Here is an 18,999-nt window from a genome sequence, read left to right as displayed (position 1 = left end):
TCGCCGCTCACAGGGCCGCCACGATGCGGGCGAGCAGGTCGCTGATCTTGGCCTCGGCGTCGCGCCCGGCCTCGAGCACCTCGGCGTGGCTGAGCGGCGTCTTCTGGATGCCCGCGGCCAGGTTGGTGATCAGCGACATGCCGAGCACCTCCATGCCGGACTGGCGCGCGGCGATGGCCTCGAGGGCCGTCGACATGCCCACGATGTGCCCGCCGATGGCCTTGGCCATCTGCACCTCGGCCGGCGTCTCGTAGTGCGGGCCGCGGAACTGCGTGTAGACGCCCTCGTCGAGCTCGGGATCGATGCCGCGGGCGACGTCGCGGAGGCGCGTCGAGTAGAGGTCGGTCAGGTCGATGAACGTCGCGCCCTCGAGGGGCGAGTCCGCCGTGAGGTTGATGTGGTCGCTGATCAGCACCGGCGTGCCGGGCTTCCAGGTCTCCTTGATGCCCCCGGCACCGTTCGTCAGGATCATGGTCGTCGCGCCCGTGGCGGCGGCCGTGCGCACGCCGTGCACGACCCGACGCACGCCGTGGCCCTCGTAGTAGTGGGTGCGGGCGCCCATGACGAGGGCGTGCTTGCCCGAGGGCAGTGCGATGCTGCGGATCGAGCTCGTGTGGCCGACGACGGCCGACGCGGCGAAGCCGGTGATCTCGGTCGCGGGGACCTCGGCGACGGTCTCACCGATCAGGTCGGCGGCCTTGGCCCAACCGCTGCCCAGCGTCAGGGCGATGTCGTGTCGGGCGACGCCGGTCTTCTCGGCGATCTCGGCGGCGGCGGTGCGGGCGACCTCGAAGGGGTCGGCGGCGCGGTCGTCGAGCGGGTGCGTGGTGGTCTCAGACATGGCGTCCACTCTAGGGTCTGCCGACGCGCGTCCCCGGTCGCCGCCGGGCCCGGCGCGGGGGTCAGTCGATGCTGAGCAGGACGTGACCCGACGAGACCGTCTCGCCGACGACGGCCGCGATGCCCGAGACGGTGCCGTCGCGGTGGGCGGCGACGGGCTGCTCCATCTTCATGGCCTCGAGGACGAGCACCAGGTCGCCCTTGACGACCTGCTGACCGGCCTCGACCGCGAGCTTGACGACGGTGGCCTGCATCGGAGCCTTGACCTCGGCACCGGTCGCGGTGACGACCGACGACCGGGGCGCGCCCCGGCGCTTGGGCGCGACCGCAGGAGGCGCGGTGCGCGACCCGAGGCCCGCCGGCAGCGAGACCTCGAGGCGCTTTCCGCCCACCTCGACCACGACGGTGTCGCGTTCGTCGGCCGGCCGGGGGGCCTCGGCCTCGCCGCTCCACGCGGGGATGGTGTTGTCGAACTCGGTCTCGATCCAGCGGGTGTAGATGGAGAACGCTGCACCGTCGGCCGGCGCGAAGGCGGGGTCGTCGACGATGGCACGGTGGAACGGCAGCACGGTCGGCAGGCCGGCGACCTCGAACTCGGCCAGGGCGCGACGGGAACGCTCGAGGGCGTCCTCGCGCGAAGAACCCGTGACGATCAGCTTGGCGAGAAGCGAGTCGAACGACCCGCTGATCTCGTCGCCGGCCTGGACGCCGCTGTCGACGCGGACGCCGGGACCGCCCGGGGCCTTGAAGACGTGGATCGGACCGGGTGCGGGCATGAAGCCCCGACCGGCGTCCTCGCCGTTGATGCGGAACTCGAACGAGTGGCCGCGGGCCTCGGGGTCGTCGTAGTCGAGCACGCCGCCCTCGGCGAGGCGGAACTGTTCGCGGACGAGGTCGATGCCGGTGACCTCTTCGGACACGGGGTGTTCGACCTGGAGGCGCGTGTTGACCTCGAGGAACGAGACGGTGCCGTCCTTGCCGATCAGGAACTCGCAGGTGCCGGCACCGACGTAGCCGACCTCGCGGAGGATGGCCTTCGACGACTCGTACAGCTTCGTGGTCTGCTCGTCGGTGAGGAACGGTGCGGGGGCCTCTTCGACGAGCTTCTGGTGACGGCGCTGCAGCGAGCAGTCGCGGGTCGACACGACGACGACGTTCCCGTGTGCGTCGGCCAGGCACTGGGTCTCGACGTGGCGGGGCTGGTCGAGGTACTTCTCGACGAAGCACTCGCCGCGTCCGAAGGCCGCGACGGCCTCGCGGGTGGCCGAGTCGAACAGCTCGGGGACCTCTTCGCGGGTGCGGGCGACCTTGAGACCGCGTCCGCCGCCGCCGAAGGCCGCCTTGATCGCGACGGGGAGGCCGTGCTGGTCGACGAACTCGAGCACCTCGTCGGCGCCCGAGACGGGGTTGAGGGTGCCGGGGGCGAGCGGGGCGCCGACGCGCTCGGCGATGTGCCGGGCCGAGACCTTGTCGCCCAGCTGCTCGATGGCCTCGGGCGACGGGCCGATCCAGACCAGGCCCGCGGCCTGGACGGCCCGGGCGAAGTCCGCGTTCTCGGCGAGGAAGCCGTAGCCGGGGTGCACGGCGTCGGCACCCGAGCGACGGGCGATCGAGAGGATCTTGTCGATGACCAGGTAGGTCTCGGCGCTCGTCGTCCCGCCCAGGGCGTAGGCCTCGTCGGCGAGGCGGGCGTGTTGGGCGTCGCGGTCCTGGTCGGCGTAGACCGCGACCGAGCCGATTCCGGCGTCACGCGCGGCCCGGATCACGCGGACGGCGATCTCTCCACGATTGGCGATGAGGACCTTGCTGATACGCGGCATAGTTCCCCACCCTATTGCGCCCTCCCCGTCCGCCTTTGGCTGACGTGCACAAAAAGGACGAGGAGGCGCGAGGCAGAACCTACAAGGAGCCGGCGGTCGGCGAGGTCCACAGCTCGTGCCACGGCACGCCGAAGCCCCGGACGAGCGACCGCAGCACGGGCACCGAGAGTCCGACGACGGCGCTCGGGGTGCCCTCGATGTGCGTGATGAACGCGGATGCCCGACCGTCGATCGTGAAGGCCCCCGCGACCTCGAGCGGCTCGCCCGTCTCGACGTAGGCCGCGAGCTCGCGCGGGTCGAGGTCGTCGGCGAAGGTGAGGGACGCGCTCGCGACCCGGCCCGCGCCTCCTGAGGGGGTCTCGGCGGTGACGCGCGGAGCGCCACCGCGGTGGTCGACCAGCCAGTGACCCGACCAGAGGGTGCCGTGGCCGATCTCGGCCATGCGGCGCCACCGGTCGAGCGCCAGGGCGGGCTCGTGGGGTTTGCCGTGCACCTCGCCGTCGAACTCGAAGGCGCTGTCGCCCCCGAGGACCAACCCGTCGAGGGGGCGGCCGTCGACGACCGTGTCGAGCACGGCCTCGGCCTTGAGCCTGGCGAGGTGCTGCACCGTCTCGGCCGCCGTGAGCGCTCGGCCGAGCCGTGTCGACTCGACCGCGACCGCGGCCTCTTCGTCGACACCGGGACTGATCAGCACCGGCTCGACGCCGGCGGCGCGCAGCAGGGCGAGACGGGCGGGGGAGGTGCTGGCCAGGTAGAGCGGGACGGTCATGCCGCCCAGCCTGTCAGACTCGACGCATGGGAGACATGCTGGGCCGCGAGGTCGAACTGGACGTGACGGGCATCGCACACGGGGGCATCTCGGTGGCCAGACTCGACGGGCGGGTCGTGTTCGTGACCGACACCCTGCCCGGCGAGAAGGTCGTGGCGCGCATCACCGACGACCGCAAGAAGGCGTTCTGGCGGGCCGACACGGTGCGCGTCCTCGAGGCGAGCGAGCACCGTCGGCCCCACGTGTGGGGCGCGGCCGCCCTCGAGGTCGATCCGACCGACCGTGCCGGCGGCGCCGAGTTCGGGCACGTCGAGCTCGGCCACCAGCGCGAGCTGAAGCGACGCGTGGTGGTCGACGCGCTGACCCGCATGGGCGGGATCGCCGACGCCGACGGCCGCGTCTCGGTCGAGGCCCTGCCCGGCGACGACGAGCGCGGCGGCACCGGGTGGCGCACGCGCCTGCGCCTGCACCTCGACGCCGAGGGGCGTCCCGGTCAGTACGCGGCTCTGTCGCACCGGGTCGTGCACGTGCCCGACCTGCCGCTCGCGTCGCCGGAGGTCGCCGAGGTGGCGCCGCTGGGTGACGCCTTCCCCGGCGAGGGACACGTCGACGTCGTCGCCCCGAGCGGCGGAGGCGCGCGTCTGATCATCGGGCGGCAGGCCCGCTCGACCATCACCGAGGTCGTCGGCGACCGCGAGTTCCGGCTCGACGACGGCGGCTTCTGGCAGGTGCACCGCGAGGCAGCGGCCACGCTCACCGCCGCCGTGCAGACCATGATCGACCCCGAGCGCTTCGACCCGAAGGGCGCCAACCTCGACCTGTACGGCGGGGTCGGACTCCTCGCCGCCGCCGTGGGGGACCGCTTCGGTGCGGGGACGCGCATCACGAGCGTCGAGAGCGACGAGCGGGCCACCGAGCACGCGTCCGAGAACCTGGCCGAGTGGATCGGCGCGTCGGCCGTGACGGGACGCGTCGAGCGCTGGTTGCGCCAGACCGCGTCGCAGGCGAGCGACGCCGAGCGCGAGCGCCTCGCCGCCGCGACGGTCGTGCTCGACCCGCCCCGCTCGGGCGCCGGGCGCGACGTGGTGTCCGAGATCGCGGCCCTCCGCCCGGCCCAGGTCGTCTACGTCGCGTGCGACCCGGTCGCCCTCGCCCGGGACGTGGCCCTCTTCGCCGAGCGGGGCTACGCGCTCGACGCCCTGCAGGCGTACGACCTCTTCCCGAACACGCACCACGTCGAGACGGTGGTGCGCCTGCTGCCGGCCTGAGCCGCCGTCCGGTTACGATGTACCCCGTGCACGCCCGGGATTCAGGGACCAGGGCACACGCCGACCGAAGGATCACCGTGTCAGACATCACGACCGAGACCCCCATCGCCACCCGCCAGACAGCACCCGTGCGGGTCGCCGTCGTCGACGACCACGAGTCGGTGCGGCTCGGCATCCAGGCCGCGTGCCAGAACGAGGGCTTCGAGGTGATCCTCACCGCCGCCGGCGTGCAAGAGTTCGTCGAGAACCTCGCGGGTCGCGAGGTCGACGTCGTCGTCCTCGACCTGTCGCTCGGCGACGGCTCGACCGTCACCGAGAACGTCAAGCGCGTCCAGGCGACGGGGTCGGCCGTCCTCGTGCACAGCATCGCCGACCGGGTCGCCTCGGTCCGTGAGGCGCTCGCCGCGGGGGCGGCCGGCGTCATCCCGAAGTCCTCCGCCACGAAGACCGTCATGGCCGCGGTCGCCACGGTCGCCCGCGGCGACGTGCTCAACAACCTCGAGTGGGCGAGCGCGATCGATGCCGACCGCGACTTCGCCAAGGCCCAGTTGGGTCGTCGCGAGCGCGAGATCCTGCACCTCTACGCCTCGGGTCTGCCGCTGAAGCTGGCCGCCCAACAGCTCGGCATCGGCTACTCGACTGCCCGCGAGTACCTCGACCGCATCCGCGTCAAGTACGTCGAGGTCGGACGCCCGGCACCCACCAAGGTCGACCTCCTCCGTCGCGCCGTCGAGGACGGCATCCTGCCGGGGCTCGACGCGGACGGTGGCGATGGCCGGTGAGGGTCGGCTGACCGGCCCGCTCCCGCTCGGGCCCCTGCGGCCCCCGCGCAACCCGATCAGTCGTGCCCTGCTCGACAAGGTGCTGGGGCGCATCATCGCCGCGGCCGGTCTCGTGTTCGGCCTGCAGGCCCTGCCCGGGATGATCGGTCAGGTCGGGAGCATGCAGCTCGCCTGGGCCTGGGTGATCGGCCTGGCCATGTTCGGCGGGTTCCTGGCGTTGGTCGTGGCGAGCCTCGTGCAGCGCGGCGTGACCACGGTCGAGGCCTTCGTCGCGATCGCCTACCTGATCGCGCTGGTCACCTGGCCCCTCGCCGTCGACGACCCCAGCGAGGTCCAGGCGAGCGTGCCCTGGCTCTGGTACCTGTGCACCGTCGCCACGGCCTCGGCCGCGTCGGCGTTCTCCACCTGGATCGCGACCGGCTACCTCTTCGTCGCCCCCGCCGTCTACGGTTTCATCCGCCTGACGCCGTCGGGCGGAGCGGTCTCCCCGCAGCGCGCGACCCTCGACTCCGTCTACGCGATCCTGCTCGGCGGTGCGGTCCTGATCCTCGTGGTGATCCTGCGCCAGGCGGCCGCGAACGTCGACCAGGCCCAGGCGACCGCGGTCGCGCGGTACTCCGAGGCGATCCGCGAGCACGCCACCGAGCTCGAACGGGTGCAGGTCGACGCCATCGTGCACGACAGCGTCCTCACGACCTTCATCCAGGCGGCCAGGGCCTGGTCACCCGAAGAGCGTGAGCTGTCGACCAACATGGCCCGGAACGCGATGTCCCACCTCTCGGCGGCGGCGAGCACGACTCCGTTCGACGAGTCCGACACGACGGTCACGGGCATGGTCGACCGCATCGAGGCCGCCGTGTCGGACCTGGGCGTCTCCGTCGAGCTGCGCCGGGGCCCGATCGAGGGCGAGGGCATCCCGTCCACCGCCGCGGAGGCCCTCTACTCCGCCGCCGTGCAGGCCCTGGTGAACAGTTCCCAGCACGCCGGGGACGCGCCCGGTGTCCGGCGGTGGGTCGACGTCACCCGCGAGGCGACCGGCCTCACGACCGTCGAGGTCGGCGACACGGGCAAGGGCTTCGAGCCGGCGACGGTGCCGACCGAGCGTCTGGGTGTCCGGGTGTCGATCCACGAGAGGCTGAACAACGCCGGCGGACTCGCGACCATCGACTCGGCACCGGGGCGCGGAACCCTCGTGCGACTGCAGTGGCCGGTCGGCGCCCTCCTCGAGGGGGGACCGGCTCCCCGTTCCTCGCCCGACCGCGCCGACGAGACGGGCATCCCGGAGGGCGTCGCGTGAGGGTGTCCGTGCCGCGGTGGCTGATCGTCTCGCTCGCCGCCGTCTTCTCGGCCTACCATCTGGTCCTCGCCGTGGCCTCGTTGGACCGGTTCACCGATCCGCTGCCCGTCGTCGCGTGCATGGTGTTGTACGCCGCGGCGACCGTGGCCGTGCTGTGGCCCAGCCGCCATGTCATCATGCCCGTGTGGCTGGCCTCGTTCTGCCTCGCCGTCAGCATCGTCCTCCCGCTGGTCGTGACCTCGGAGCTCGACAGCTCGGTGAAGAACGGCTACGCCACGTGGTACGTGGCGGCCGTGGGCACGCTCATGGTGATCGTGTCGACGAGACGCCGCCAGGGGTTCGCCTGGCTCGGGGTCGGATTCATGGCGGCTCACGGGGTGCTCTGGGCCGGGGCCGAACAGATCGCCGACCTCGGCATCGTCGGCAGCGTGGTCTGGGTCGCCTTCAGCCACGCGATGTCGAGCACGCTGACGCGTGCCGGGCGCGAGACGCGTGAGTTCATCCTCGCCGAGCACGAGGCGGCGGACTGGCAGGCCGCGCAGGAAGCCCACGTGAACGAGCGGCAGTACCGGCTGCTGCAGACGGGCCGGACGGCACGACCGATGCTCCAGACCATCGTCGATCGGCACGGTGACCTGACCGCGGACGAGCGACAGGAGTGCCTGAACCTCGAGGGGGCGATCCGGGACGAGATCCGGGGACGCCGCCTCCTCGACGACGACGTGCGTCACGAGGTCATGGCGGCGCGCCGTCGCGGGGCCGTCGTCAGCCTCCTCGACGAGGGGGGCCTCGACGACCTCGGGCCCACCGACCTGCGGCGGGTCCATGCCGTGCTCGCCGAGGCCCTCCGCGGCTCGCTCGCCGATCGCATCATCGTCCGGACCGTCCAGGGCGGGGGGGACGACGCCGTCACGGTCGTCGGGCTCGGTTCGCCGGACCTGTCGTCGAGCGCCCTCGGCCGGGGTGTCTCGGCCGACGCGGACGAGGACGACGACGCCGACGAGGTGCAGCTCTGGCTGCAGATCCCTCGCTCGGCGCCCTGATCACCCACCAGGCAGCCTCGCAACGGGGCGGGTGGAAGTGGGAAGGGCCGGACGATCGTCCGGCCCTTCCGAGACCCTGAGTCAGGGCGGCAACCCGAATGTCGCCCTGACTCCCCCCGGCAGGAATCCACTACCCATGTGGTCCTGCTGGTGGTGTGACTCCGAGAGAGACACCTAGCAAGAGCAAGCATGGTGGGTCGGGGCCCCGGGTGCAGTCGTCATTTAGGGGGACAGGTGGGGGAAGATGACTGCGTCTACCCCCGTTCCGGGGGCGTCAGCCCTCGAAACCCCGCCAGCGGCCTTCTCCGGCCGTGATGACGGGACGGGGTGCCCGGGCCGATCGCGTCCAGCCCGACGTCATGGGTCGGGAGGACGTCGTCGTCGCCGATTCGGCCCGGCCGGCCGCGACGGCGGCGAGAAGCGCCGTGACGGCCGCCAGTTCGTCCGGCGTCGGGTCCCCGGCGACGACCCTGATGAGGGGAGCCGACGGCTGCTCGACCGAGTCGGTGGGGGAGTCCGCCGGGTCGGGGGAGTCGGCGGCGTGGCGACCACTCACAGGGGGATGTTCCCGTGCTTCTTCGGCGGCAGGGTCGCCCGCTTGGTCTTGAGGGCCCGCAGTGCCTTGATGACGGCGACGCGGGTCGCGGCCGGTTCGACGACACCGTCGAGTTCGCCCCGCTCCGCGGCGAGGAAGGGACTCGCCACGTTGTAGGTGTACTCGTTGGCCAGTCGCGTGCGCACGGCCGCCACGTCTTCGCCCGCCTCGGCCGCCGCCTTGATCTCGTTGCGGTAGAGGATGTTGACTGCGCCCTGACCGCCCATCACGGCGATCTCGGCCGTGGGCCACGCGAGGTTGATGTCGGCACCCAACTGCTTCGACCCCATGACGATGTAGGCGCCGCCGTACGCCTTGCGGGTGATCACCGTCACGAGCGGGACCGTGGCCTCGGCGTAGGCGTAGAGCAGCTTGGCTCCGCGACGGATGACACCGGTCCACTCCTGGTCCGTGCCGGGCAGGTAGCCGGGCACGTCGACCAGGGTGAGGATCGGGATGTTGAACGCGTCGCAGAAGCGCACGAAACGACTGGCCTTCTCGCCGGCCTCGATGTTGAGGGTGCCAGCCATGGCGGACGGCTGGTTGGCGATCACGCCCACCGGACGGCCCTCCACCCGGCCGAAGCCCACGACGATGTTGGGCGCGAACAGCGGCTGGACCTCGAGGAACTCGCCGTCGTCGACGACGTGGTCGATGACCGTCATGACGTCGTAGGGCTGGTTCGGGCTGTCCGGGATCAGCGTGTTCAGCTGGCGGTCGTGGTCGGTGGTCTCGAGTTCGACCGGCACGTCAAAGACGTGCGGGTCGGCCAGGTTGTTGTCGGGCAGGTACGAGAGCAGCGCGCGGGCGTAGTCGAGGGCGTCGTCCTCGTCGCTCGCCAGGTAGTGCGAAACGCCCGAGACCTTGTTGTGGGTCAGGGCTCCGCCGAGCTCTTCGAAGCCCACGTCCTCGCCCGTCACGGTCTTGATGACGTCCGGGCCGGTGACGAACATGTGGCTGGTCTTGTCGACCATGATCACGAAGTCGGTCAGCGCGGGGGAGTACACCGCGCCTCCGGCCGCGGGGCCCATGATCAGCGAGATCTGGGGGATGACGCCCGAGGCGGCCGTGTTCAGTCGGAAGATCTCGCCGTACTTGCCCAGGGCGACGACGCCCTCCTGGATGCGCGCTCCGCCCGAGTCGAGGATGCCGATGATGGGCACCCCGGTCTTGAGGGCCAGCTGCATGACCTTGATGATCTTCTCACCCGCCACCTCGCCGAGCGAGCCGCCGAAGATGGTGAAGTCCTGCGAGTAGACCGCGACCTGGCGGCCGTGGATCGTGCCCGTTCCCGTGACGACCGCGTCGCCGTAGGGCCGTTTGGCCTCCATGCCGAAGGCGTGGGTGCGGTGTCGGACGAACTCGTCGAGTTCGACGAACGAACCCGGGTCGAGCAGCTCGTCGATCCGTTCGCGGGCCGTCTTCTTGCCCTTGGCGTGCTGCTTCGCGATCGCGGCCTCGCCGCTGGCCGTCACGGCCTCGTGATAGCGGGCCTTGAGGTCGGCGAGCTTGCCCGCGGTGGTGTGCAGGTCGGGCGCGGCGTCGGTGAGTGGCGCGGAGTCAGGAGTCACGCGCTTCACTCTACTGACCGACCCGCAGCCATCCGTTGGAGGTTTCCACGCGTGGACGGCGTCGCACGTCGTAGGAGTCGTCAACCGAGGCCGCCTAGGCTGACCCGATGGACTTCCCCCTCAGCGCGTCCGTCAGCCCCCGTCTCGTGGTGCTCGAGTCCACCGGATCGACCAACGCCGACCTGCTGGCCGCCGTCGACGAGCCGCACCTGGCGACCTGGCTGACCCTCGACCAGGCCGCCGGGCGGGGCCGACTCGGTCGACGATGGGAGACCGCGCCCGGTCGATCCCTCGCGGCGAGCGTCCTGCTTCGCCGCGGCGACCTGCCGGTCGACTCGCTCGGCTGGGTGCCGCTCCTCGCCGGCGTCGCGATGCGCGCCTCCGTCCAGGGCCTGCTCCCGGGCGGCGACGTCACGCTGAAGTGGCCCAACGACGTGCAGGTGGCCGGCGGAAAGGTCTGCGGTCTGCTGGCCGAGCTGAGGCCCGACGCGAGCGCCGTGGTCGTGGGGGCCGGGGTCAACCTCACGGTGCCGGCCGACGAGCTGCCGACGCCGACCTCGACGTCGCTCGGTCTGCACGGTGCGCGGGGCACGGCTCTCGAGCTCGCCGACGCCGTGCTGTCGGCCTGGGTCTCCGGTCTGGCCCGGTTCGTCGCCGACCTCGTCGCGGCCCGGGGCGACGCCGTGGCGAGCGGCGCCCTGGCGCTGGTGCGCACGCACTGCGCGACGCTGGGGCGCGACGTCCGCGTCGAACTCCCCGGAGGCGCGGCTCTCGTGGGCGAGGCCGTCGACGTCGACGAGGCGGGCCGGTTGGTCGTGCGTTCCGCCTCGACCGGCGGGCTGACGGCCGTCGCTTCGGGTGACGTCACGCATCTGCGGTATGAATGAGCCTGTGAGCAGCGACGGACCACAGCCGACCGAGTACGTCGTCGCGCGGCTGCGTCCCCATGCCCGCGTGCTGTTCTGGCCGTCCCTCGGGCTCGTCGGCATCTGCGCGGCCACCGGCTACTTCGGAGGTCGCTTCGACGTCGCCTGGCAGAACTACGTCGTGCTGGGTGCGGCCGTCGCCCTCATCGTTCTGCTCTGGTTGGTGCCCGTGCTGATCTGGCTCGGCAAGCGCTACGTCATCACCTCGCGTCGCCTCGTCGTGCGCAAGGGGCTGTTCGTGCGCACTCGTCAAGAGTTGCTCCACAGCCGCGGCTACGACCTCACGGTGCGCAAGAACTCGGTCCAGAGCGCCTTCGGCAGCGGAGACGTCCTGATCAACACCGGCCTCGACCGTCCGCTCGTCCTCTGGGACGTGCCGTCGGCCGACCTCGTCCAATCGACCCTGCACGACCTGATGGAGTCGAACCTCAACAGCGTCGCGCAGCGTCGCCAGCACGAGCAGTCCGTCGGACACGCCGACACCACTTCATGGGGCGACGACCGGGTCATCTGATCCGGCTCGCGTGATATAGGATATTACAATGCGAATCTCAGTCATCGGTTGCGGTTACCTCGGAGCCGTGCACGCCGCGTGCATGGCCGACCTCGGGCACGACGTGGTCGGCATCGACGTCGACCCGGGCAAGATCGCCCTGCTCTCGTCGGGTCACGCCCCGTTCTTCGAACCCGGACTGCCCGAGGCGCTCCGCCGGGCCCTCGACTCGGGGCGACTGCGGTTCTCGACCGACCCGGCCGACGCCGCCGGTTCGCAGGTCCACTTCGTCGCCGTCGGCACCCCGCAGACCCCGGGCAGCGACGCGGCCGACCTCACCTACGTCGACGCCGCGGTCCAGGGGCTCTTGCCCCACCTCGCCGACGGCGACCTCGTGGTGGGCAAGTCCACCGTTCCCGTCGGCACCGCGAGCCGACTCGCCGACCTGGTCCGCGCCTCCTCCGGGGCCGACCTGGCCTGGAACCCCGAGTTCCTCCGCGAGGGCTTCGCCGTGGCCGACACCGTCGCGCCCGACCGCTTCGTCTACGGAGTGCCCGACGGTGACGCCGGTGAGCGGGCGACGGCCGTGCTCGACGAGGTCTACGCGACGGCTCTGGCGACCGGCACGCCCCGGCTCGTGACCGGGTACGCGACGGCCGAACTGGTGAAGGTCTCGGCCAACGCGTTCCTCGCGACGAAGATCTCGTTCATCAACGCGATGGCCGAGATCGCCGAGGCCACCGGTGCGGACGTGACGCAGCTGGCCGACGCGATCGGGCACGACGCCCGCATCGGCCGCCGGTTCCTCAACGCCGGCCTCGGCTTCGGCGGCGGGTGCCTGCCGAAGGACATCCGGGCGTTCCGGGCCCGATCGCGCGAGTTGGGGCTCGAGTCGCTGGACTTCCTCGCCGACGTCGACGCCGTCAACCTGCGCCGCCGCGACCGCGTCGTCGAGCTCGCGGGCGAGTTGCTCGGCGAGGTGCGCGGTGCGCGCGTCGCCGTCCTCGGGGTGGCGTTCAAGCCCGACAGCGACGACGTCCGCGACTCGCCGGCCCTCGACGTCGCCCGACGACTGCACGCCGCCGGGGCCGACGTGGTCGTCCACGACCCCGAGGCCAACGAGACCGCCGCCCGGCTGGCTCCCGACCTCACCTACGTCGGGGACGTCCCCACCGCCCTCCGCGACGCCGAGCTCGTGTTGGTCCTCACCGAATGGGCGCAGTTCAAGGCGCTGCGTCCGGCCGACGTCGCCGCCCTCGTCTCCCGGCGACGCATCGTCGACGCGCGCAACGTGTTCGACCCAGCCGAGTGGCGCGAGGCCGGGTTCGAGTTCCGGGGGCTCGGGCGACCGTAGCCTCGCGACGGCCAGGTCGACCATCGGGCAAGATGGTTCGAGCCGGAAGCCGACGGATGAGCCCGTCCTCTCCCGGTGACGCCCGGAGCACGACAGGAAGAGGACCAGATGGCAAACCGTGTCGGCGTGATCGGTGGCGGCCAGCTCGCCCGTATGATGATCCCGCCCGCCGTCCACCTCGGCATCGAGATCAGCGTCCTCGCCGAGGCCGAGGGCAGTTCGGCCAGGCTGGCGGCGACACAGGTGGGTGACTACCACGACGTCGACGTCGTCCTCGAATTCGCCCGCACGGTCGACGTGGTCACCTTCGACCACGAGCACGTCCCCCAGCAGGTCCTGACCGCCCTCGTCGACGCGGGCGTGCCCGTGCATCCCGGGCCGTCCGCGCTGGCCGTCGCGCAGGACAAGATCGTCATGCGTCAGCGGCTCACCGAGCTCGGGCTGCCCGTCCCGGACTGGGCGGCCGTCCACGACGCCTCCGAGCTCGAGGCGTTCCTCGCCGACCACGGAGGCCGGGCGGTCGTCAAGACCGCGCGGGGCGGTTACGACGGCAAAGGCGTGCGCGTGGTCTCGGCCGCGCACGAAGCCGACGACTGGTTCGGAGCCCTGGCCGAGGACGGCAACGGAGGCGCCCTCCTCGTCGAGGAGCTCGTCGAGTTCCGGCGTGAGCTGTCGCAGCTCGTGGCCCGTCGGCCGAGCGGCGACATCGTCCCGTGGCCTCTCGTCGAGACCGTCCAACGCGACGGGGTCTGCTCCGAGGTCTTCGCCCCGGCGCCCTCGAGTGCCGGTCGGCTGGCCGACCTGGCCGACGAGATCGCGCGGACGGTCGCCGAGCGGCTCGACGTCACCGGGGTCCTGGCCGTCGAGCTCTTCGAGACGACCGACGAGCGGCTGCTGATCAACGAACTCGCCATGAGGCCGCACAACACCGGCCACTGGACGATCGACGGGTCGACCACGAGCCAGTTCGAACAGCACCTCCGGGCCGTGCTCGACCTGCCCCTGGGCGACACGGACTGCCACCGCCCGTGGAGCGTCATGTTGAACGTGCTCGGCGGACCGGCGACCGGGTCGATGGCCGACCGTCTCCCCGCTCTCATGGCCGACCAGCCGGCGGTCAAGGTCCACGATTACGGCAAGGAGCCGCGGCCCGGTCGCAAGGTCGGTCACGTCACCGTGGTCGGCGACGACCTCGACGAGGCCGTCTTCCGGGCGCGCGCCGCTGTCGAGTTCTTCACCGACTGACGGCTATCCTCTAGTCCGTGTCCGACCCGAAGAGCACCGACGTGCGCCCGAACGACCCCGCCGTGCCCGCGAAGGTCGCGATCGTCATGGGCTCCGACAGCGACTGGCCCACCATGCAGGGCGCGTCGACGATCTTGTCCGAGCTGGGCATCCCGCACGAGGTCGAGGTCGTCTCGGCGCACCGCACGCCCGACAAGATGATCGCCTTCGGTCGAGACGCCGCCGGTCGGGGGATCTCCGTCGTCATCGCCGGGGCCGGGGGAGCAGCGCACCTGCCCGGCATGATCGCCTCGGTGACGACCCTGCCCGTGGTCGGCGTGCCCGTCGCGCTGGCCAAGCTCGACGGTCTGGACTCGTTGCTCTCGATCGTGCAGATGCCGGCGGGCATCCCCGTCGCGACCGTGTCGATCGGTGGCTCGGTCAACGCCGGCCTGCTCGCGGCCCGCATCATCGGCACGCACGACCCGGCCGTCGCCGAGCGGTTGGCCCGTCACGCCGAGTCCCTCGCCGGTCTGGTCGAGCAGAAGAACGCCGACCTGCGCCGATCACTGTGAGCACGTCCCTGCCCGTGCGTCACCCCGACGCCACCTCCGAGCCCTTCATGACGAAGCGAGCGTGGGTGCTCGTCCTGTTGAACGTGGTCGTGCCCGGCTCGGCCCAGGTGCTCGCGGGCAGCCGCCGGCTCGGCCGGTGGGGGCTCGCCTCCACCCTGGTCTTCTGGGCGGTCGCGGTCGTCGTCATCGTCCTGGCGTTCGCCTTCCGCTCGCCCCTGATCGAGATCGCGACCAACGTCGTCGCCCTGACGATCGTCCAGGTCTTCCTCGCGTACTACGCGGTGTTGTGGGTGGTGCTGACCGTCGACACGTTGCGCTTGGCCCGCATCGTCCGGACGGCCCCCTCGGCGCGAGGATTCCTCGCCGGAGCGATGGTGCTCTTGATGGTGGTGACCGTCGGGCCCGCCGCCTACGGGGCCTATCTCGCCGGGGTGCAGCACGGTCTGCTGAACAGTCTCTTCACCTCGAGGGCCGACGCCGCGCCTCCTGTGGACGGTCGCTACAACATCATGTTGCTCGGCGGTGATGCGGGGGCCGACCGCACGGGTCTGCGTCCCGACAGCATCTCGGTCGCCAGCATCGACGCCGAGACCGGTGCGACCACCATCGTGGGAATCCCGCGGAACCTGTACGACGCGCCCTTCGTCGCGGGATCGCCGCTGTACGGCGAGTACCCCGACGGCTACGACTGCGGTGACGACTGCCTCGTGAGCTTCCTCTACACCTACGGGGAAGAGCATCCCGACCTCTACCCCGATGCCGAGTCGAGGGGAAGCAACCCCGGGGTCGAGGCCATGCGCGACGCCGTCGAGGGCATCACGGGCCTGACGGTGCAGTACTACGCCCTCATCGACATGCAGGGCTTCGTCGACCTCATCGACGCGCTCGGCGGCATCCAGGTCGACGTGCAGCAGCGCATCCCGATCAACGGAGGCGTGGACGGCAACGGTCAGCCGATCAACGTCGACGGCTGGATCGAGCCCGGCGAGCAGAAGCTCGACGGGTACCACGCCCTCTGGTACGCCAGGGCGCGGCACGGTACCAGCGACTACGACCGCATGGCTCGTCAGCGCGAGGTGCAGCAGGCGCTCCTGTCCCAGTTCCAGCCGGCGACGGTGCTGTCGAAGTTCCAGGCGGTCGCGTCGGCCGGTGTGCAGACCGTCGACACCGACATCCCGCAGGGTGCCCTGGCCGCCTTCGTCGACCTGGCCGTCAAGGCGAAGTCGCAGCAGATCACGAGCCTCGAACTCGTGCCGCCCACCTATGACAACGTCTACCCGGACTACGACGCGATGCGCACCGCCGTGGCGCAGGCCACGACGTCCGTCACCGCACCCTGACGACCCGTCTCAGGCCGTGCGTCGAGGCCGGTGTGCGGAAGCGGAACGGGTGAGGAGGCGCCCCTCTGCCGCGCGGGTCACGCGCGTCGTGACCCGGGCCTCAGGGTTCCTCAGAGGTCGGCGTGCAGCTGCCACACCTTGTCGGCCGAGTCCCGCCAGCTGAAGGCGCGCGCCCGGTCGATCCCGGCGATGCCGAGACGTGTCGACAGTTCGACGTCGGAGACGACCTGGAACATGGCCTGGGCGAGGCGCTCCGGGTAGCCGGCGGAGTCTTCCCGCGGCACGCTGACGGCCGCATCCGCCGCGACCTCGAGGAGGGCGGGGGCATCCGAGACGATGGTGGGCGTGCCCAGGCTGAACGCCTCGACGACGGGCAGGCCGAACCCCTCGGCGAGACTGGGGAACACGAAGACGGCCGCGCGCTGCAACAGCACGGCGAGCTGCTCGTCCGACACGAAGCCCATCGTGCGGACCTTGTCGGCGGGGAGCCCTGCCGCGGCGACCAGGTCGGCCACCTTGACGTCTCCCCATCCCTCGGGGCCAACGATCAGCAGAGGCAGGTCGGGGGCGTCGGGGTGTGCGAGGGCCTGGATGAGGGGCTCGATGCCCTTGCGCGGTTCGAGGGTGCCGACGCTGAGGGCGTACCGCTCAGGAAGGTCCAGGGCATCGGCGACCTCGTCGGCGTCCGCGGGGACGGCGAGCTTGGGGCTCACGGCGCCGCCGATGACGCGCAGGCGGTCGCCGAAGGGGAACAACTCGGAGAGTTCGCGAGCGACGCTGTGCGTCGGCACGACGACGCCGTCGGCGTGCTTGAAGGCCCGCTTGGTCATCGCCTTGTGCCAGCGGACGCCACGAGGGGTGAGGGTCTCGGGGTGGGTCCACGGCACCGTGTCGTGGATCGTGACGACGGTCTGCGTTCCCGGGTCGAGTGCGCGGTCGTGACGGTAGAGGGGAGCGAGCAGGCTGGTCGCGTGGACCATCCCCCGGCCGGGAAGGCCGACGACGCCGCCCTGCCACGCCAGCGACAACTCACGGCGACCGAGTGGCGACTTGGCGACACGGGACAGCCCCGGGAGCAGGTCCGTCAACCGGTCGTAATCGGTTTGCGGGTGGGCCGCCACGACGCCCTCGACGTCGCAGCCGCGGGGAGCCGTCTCGACGAGGGCCCGGGTCAGCTCTTCCGTGTAGCGCCCGATGCCTCCGGGGATGGGAGCCAGGATCTGGTCAACGACTACTCGCAGCGTGGTCATCGGTCTGCAACACTCCCCTGCTCGCGGCCTCGGCCAGCGCTTCTCTCCACGGACGCATGGGCGCCAGTCCGGCCTGCCCCCATGCGTCGTGGCCGAGGACGCTGTAGCTCGGTCTCGGTGCGGGACGGACGAAGGTGGAGCTGTCCGTCGGCAAGACCCTGGCCGGATCGAGTCCGGCTTCGTCGAAGACGGCCCGGGCGAACTCGAACCAGCTCGTACTGCCGGAGTTGGTGCCGTGGTACACGCCGGCCGGAGCGTCGGAGTCGAGCAGCGCGACGATCTGGGCCGCGAGGTCGGCCGTCCACGTCGGCTGACCGAGCTGGTCGTCGACGACCTTGACGGTGTCGTGCGAGCCTGCGAGCTTGACCATCGTCTTCGCGAAGTTGCCCCCGTGGGCACCGTACAGCCACGCCGTGCGCACGACGAAGGTGCCCTCCGGGTTGGCGGCGAGGGCCAGCTTCTCTCCCTCGGCCTTCGTGCGGCCGTAGGCGCTGACCGGCGCGATCGTGGCGTCCTCGGCATAGGGCGTGGCGGCATCGCCGTCGAAGACGTAGTCGGTCGAGACCTGGACGAGCTTCGCCCCGACGGATGCCGTCGCCTCGGCCAGCAGACCGGCGGCGGTGCCGTTGACGGCCAATGCGGCTTCTTCGTCGGTCTCGGCCGCGTCCACGGCGGTGTACGCGGCGGCGTTGATGACGACGTCGTGTCCCTCGACAGCGGCGAACACGGCGTCCCGGTCGGTCACGTCGAGGTCCGCGCGGCCGAGGACCGTGACGTCACGCCCGAAGAGCGCCTCGAGCAGGTCGGTGCCGAGCATGCCCCGGGCCCCGGTGACGAGGTACTTCGAGTTCTGAGGGGCGGCCATCAGAGGGCGGCGCGCTCTTTGAGCGGCTGCCACCACTCGCGGTTGTCGCGGTACCACTGGACGACGTCGGCGAGACCCTTCTCGAACGGGACCTGGGGCTCGTAGCCGAGCTCGTCCCGGATCTTCGAGATGTCGACGGAGTACCTCAGGTCGTGGCCCAGACGGTCCTGGACGCGGTCGACGTACGACCAGTCCTTGCCGGTGGCCTCGAGCAACATCTCGGTGAGCTCTTTGTTGGTGAGCTCGGTCCCGCCGCCGATGTTGTAGATCTCTCCGGCGCGACCGTTGACGAGCACCATGGCGATGCCACGGGTGTGGTCGTCGACGTGCAGCCAGTCCCGGATGTTGTTGCCCTCGCCGTAGAGCGGCACGTGCACGTCGTCGATCAGGTTCGTGACGAAGAGCGGGATGACCTTCTCGGGGAAGTGGTAGGGGCCGTAGTTGTTGCTGCAGCGCGTGATGGAGACGTTCAGCCCGTGCGTACGGTGGTAGCTGCGGGCGAGCAGGTCGCTCCCGGCCTTCGAGGCTGAGTAGGGCGAGTTCGGTTCGAGCGGTCGGTCCTCGGCCCAGGAGCCCTCGGCGATGGAGCCGTAGACCTCGTCGGTCGAGACGTGCACGAAGCGCTTCAGGTCGTTGCGCAGGGCGGCGTCGAGCAGCTGCTGCGTTCCCAGCACGTTCGTCTCGACGAAGATCGAGGCGTCGCGGACCGAGCGGTCGACGTGGGACTCCGCGGCGAAGTGGACCACGGCGTCGACCTCGGGGAAGAGCGTGTCGAGCAGGGCACCGTCACGGATGTCGCCCTTGACGAACGTGTAACGGGGGGAGTCGGCGACACTCGCCAGGTTGGCCTCGTTGCCCGAGTAGGTGAGCGCGTCGAGGACGACGACCTCGGCCCCTTCGAGGCCCGGGTAGGCGTCTTCGAGGGTGCGGCGGACGAAGTTGGAGCCGATGAAGCCGGCTCCACCGGTGACGAGAATTTTCACAGTG

18 protein-coding genes are annotated in these 18,999 nt (G+C 71.1%); 10 read left to right on the top strand and 8 right to left on the bottom strand.

All coding sequences use genetic code 11. From position 1 onward, the window contains the following. Positions 1–7: 7 nt before the first annotated feature. The 3 genes from HQQ78_RS04525 to HQQ78_RS04515 all read right to left on the bottom strand — a co-directional run bounded on the left by HQQ78_RS04525 (position 8) and on the right by HQQ78_RS04515 (position 3,429). Positions 8–841: a purine-nucleoside phosphorylase gene (locus HQQ78_RS04525; protein ID WP_123570460.1), complete on the bottom strand. Its 834-nt coding sequence runs from the start codon at positions 839–841 to the stop codon at positions 8–10. A 61-nt stretch (positions 842–902) separates the two neighbouring features. After that, the gene (locus HQQ78_RS04520; protein WP_056046390.1) at positions 903–2,660 is read right to left on the bottom strand and encodes a biotin carboxylase N-terminal domain-containing protein; all 1,758 of its coding nucleotides are present in this window, start codon (positions 2,658–2,660) and stop codon (positions 903–905) included. Between the two features lie 79 nt (positions 2,661–2,739). Next, the gene (locus HQQ78_RS04515) at positions 2,740–3,429 is read right to left on the bottom strand and encodes a nucleoside triphosphate pyrophosphatase (RefSeq protein ID WP_173151224.1); all 690 of its coding nucleotides are present in this window, start codon (positions 3,427–3,429) and stop codon (positions 2,740–2,742) included. Between the two features lie 26 nt (positions 3,430–3,455). On the opposite strand from HQQ78_RS04515, the gene HQQ78_RS04510 reads away from it, so the two are divergent. The 4 genes from HQQ78_RS04510 (at position 3,456) to HQQ78_RS04495 (ending at position 7,819) form a co-directional block, all read left to right on the top strand. Beyond that, the gene (locus HQQ78_RS04510; protein ID WP_173151222.1) at positions 3,456–4,697 is read left to right on the top strand and encodes a class I SAM-dependent RNA methyltransferase; all 1,242 of its coding nucleotides are present in this window, start codon (positions 3,456–3,458) and stop codon (positions 4,695–4,697) included. A gap of 77 nt (positions 4,698–4,774) precedes the next feature. Then, a complete protein-coding gene (locus HQQ78_RS04505) occupies positions 4,775–5,479 on the top strand; it encodes a response regulator transcription factor (RefSeq protein ID WP_123570456.1) in 705 nt (234 codons plus the stop codon). Beyond that, positions 5,469–6,776: a sensor histidine kinase gene (locus HQQ78_RS04500; protein WP_173151220.1), complete on the top strand. Its 1,308-nt coding sequence runs from the start codon at positions 5,469–5,471 to the stop codon at positions 6,774–6,776. Before HQQ78_RS04505 ends, HQQ78_RS04500 begins: the two co-directional genes overlap by 11 nt. Next, a complete protein-coding gene (locus tag HQQ78_RS04495) occupies positions 6,773–7,819 on the top strand; it encodes a hypothetical protein (RefSeq protein WP_173151218.1) in 1,047 nt (348 codons plus the stop codon). Before HQQ78_RS04500 ends, HQQ78_RS04495 begins: the two co-directional genes overlap by 4 nt. A 274-nt stretch (positions 7,820–8,093) precedes the next feature. On the opposite strand, the gene HQQ78_RS15755 is transcribed toward HQQ78_RS04495, so the two are convergent. Together HQQ78_RS15755 and HQQ78_RS04485 are read right to left on the bottom strand one after the other, a co-directional pair. Next, on the bottom strand, positions 8,094–8,375 hold the full coding sequence (locus HQQ78_RS15755) for an acyl-CoA carboxylase epsilon subunit (RefSeq protein WP_173151216.1): 282 nt from the start codon (positions 8,373–8,375) through the stop codon (positions 8,094–8,096). Continuing rightward, entirely contained in the window at positions 8,372–9,985 is a 1,614-nt protein-coding gene (locus HQQ78_RS04485) for an acyl-CoA carboxylase subunit beta (RefSeq protein ID WP_056047698.1), read from the bottom strand. Before HQQ78_RS04485 ends, HQQ78_RS15755 begins: the two co-directional genes overlap by 4 nt. A gap of 107 nt (positions 9,986–10,092) precedes the next feature. Here HQQ78_RS04485 and HQQ78_RS04480 point away from each other — a divergent pair, with 107 nt between their 5' ends. From HQQ78_RS04480 to HQQ78_RS04455, 6 genes are all read left to right on the top strand, one after another. Continuing rightward, a complete protein-coding gene (locus HQQ78_RS04480; protein WP_173151214.1) occupies positions 10,093–10,872 on the top strand; it encodes a biotin--[acetyl-CoA-carboxylase] ligase in 780 nt (259 codons plus the stop codon). A gap of 4 nt (positions 10,873–10,876) precedes the next feature. Further along, on the top strand, positions 10,877–11,425 hold the full coding sequence (locus HQQ78_RS04475) for a PH domain-containing protein (RefSeq protein ID WP_371740351.1): 549 nt from the start codon (positions 10,877–10,879) through the stop codon (positions 11,423–11,425). 28 nt (positions 11,426–11,453) lie between these two features. Then, complete coding sequence (locus HQQ78_RS04470; protein WP_173151210.1) at positions 11,454–12,758, top strand: UDP-glucose/GDP-mannose dehydrogenase family protein; 1,305 nt, start codon at positions 11,454–11,456, stop codon at positions 12,756–12,758. 75 nt (positions 12,759–12,833) lie between these two features. Further along, on the top strand, positions 12,834–14,003 hold the full coding sequence (locus tag HQQ78_RS04465; RefSeq protein ID WP_371740350.1) for a 5-(carboxyamino)imidazole ribonucleotide synthase: 1,170 nt from the start codon (positions 12,834–12,836) through the stop codon (positions 14,001–14,003). An 86-nt stretch (positions 14,004–14,089) separates the two neighbouring features. Further along, positions 14,090–14,557 carry a 5-(carboxyamino)imidazole ribonucleotide mutase gene (purE, locus tag HQQ78_RS04460; protein ID WP_173152166.1) on the top strand — a complete coding sequence of 156 codons (468 nt, stop codon included), beginning with the start codon at positions 14,090–14,092 and terminating at the stop codon, positions 14,555–14,557. A 47-nt stretch (positions 14,558–14,604) separates the two neighbouring features. Next, positions 14,605–15,897, top strand: coding sequence for an LCP family protein (locus HQQ78_RS04455; protein WP_173151206.1), 1,293 nt, complete (start codon positions 14,605–14,607; stop codon positions 15,895–15,897). Positions 15,898–16,007: 110 nt separating this feature from the next. Here the strand turns inward: HQQ78_RS04455 and HQQ78_RS04450 are convergent, their stop codons facing one another. From HQQ78_RS04450 to rfbB, 3 genes are read right to left on the bottom strand one after another with little or no spacing between them, the layout of a single operon-like run. Beyond that, a complete protein-coding gene (locus HQQ78_RS04450; protein ID WP_173151204.1) occupies positions 16,008–17,147 on the bottom strand; it encodes a glycosyltransferase family 1 protein in 1,140 nt (379 codons plus the stop codon). Then, a complete protein-coding gene (rfbD, locus tag HQQ78_RS04445) occupies positions 17,122–18,012 on the bottom strand; it encodes a dTDP-4-dehydrorhamnose reductase (RefSeq protein ID WP_173151202.1) in 891 nt (296 codons plus the stop codon). Before rfbD ends, HQQ78_RS04450 begins: the two co-directional genes overlap by 26 nt. After that, complete coding sequence (gene rfbB, locus HQQ78_RS04440) at positions 18,012–18,995, bottom strand: dTDP-glucose 4,6-dehydratase (RefSeq protein WP_056225636.1); 984 nt, start codon at positions 18,993–18,995, stop codon at positions 18,012–18,014. The genes rfbD and rfbB overlap by 1 nt, the downstream gene beginning before the upstream one ends. Between the last annotated feature and the right edge of the window lie 4 nt (positions 18,996–18,999).

The organism is Frigoribacterium sp. VKM Ac-2859 (genome assembly GCF_013204925.1).
In the GTDB taxonomy this organism is placed as follows: Bacteria; Actinomycetota; Actinomycetes; order Actinomycetales; family Microbacteriaceae; genus Frigoribacterium.
Note: the sequence above shows the minus strand (reverse complement) of the source record. Positions and strands in the feature narration are given on the sequence as shown.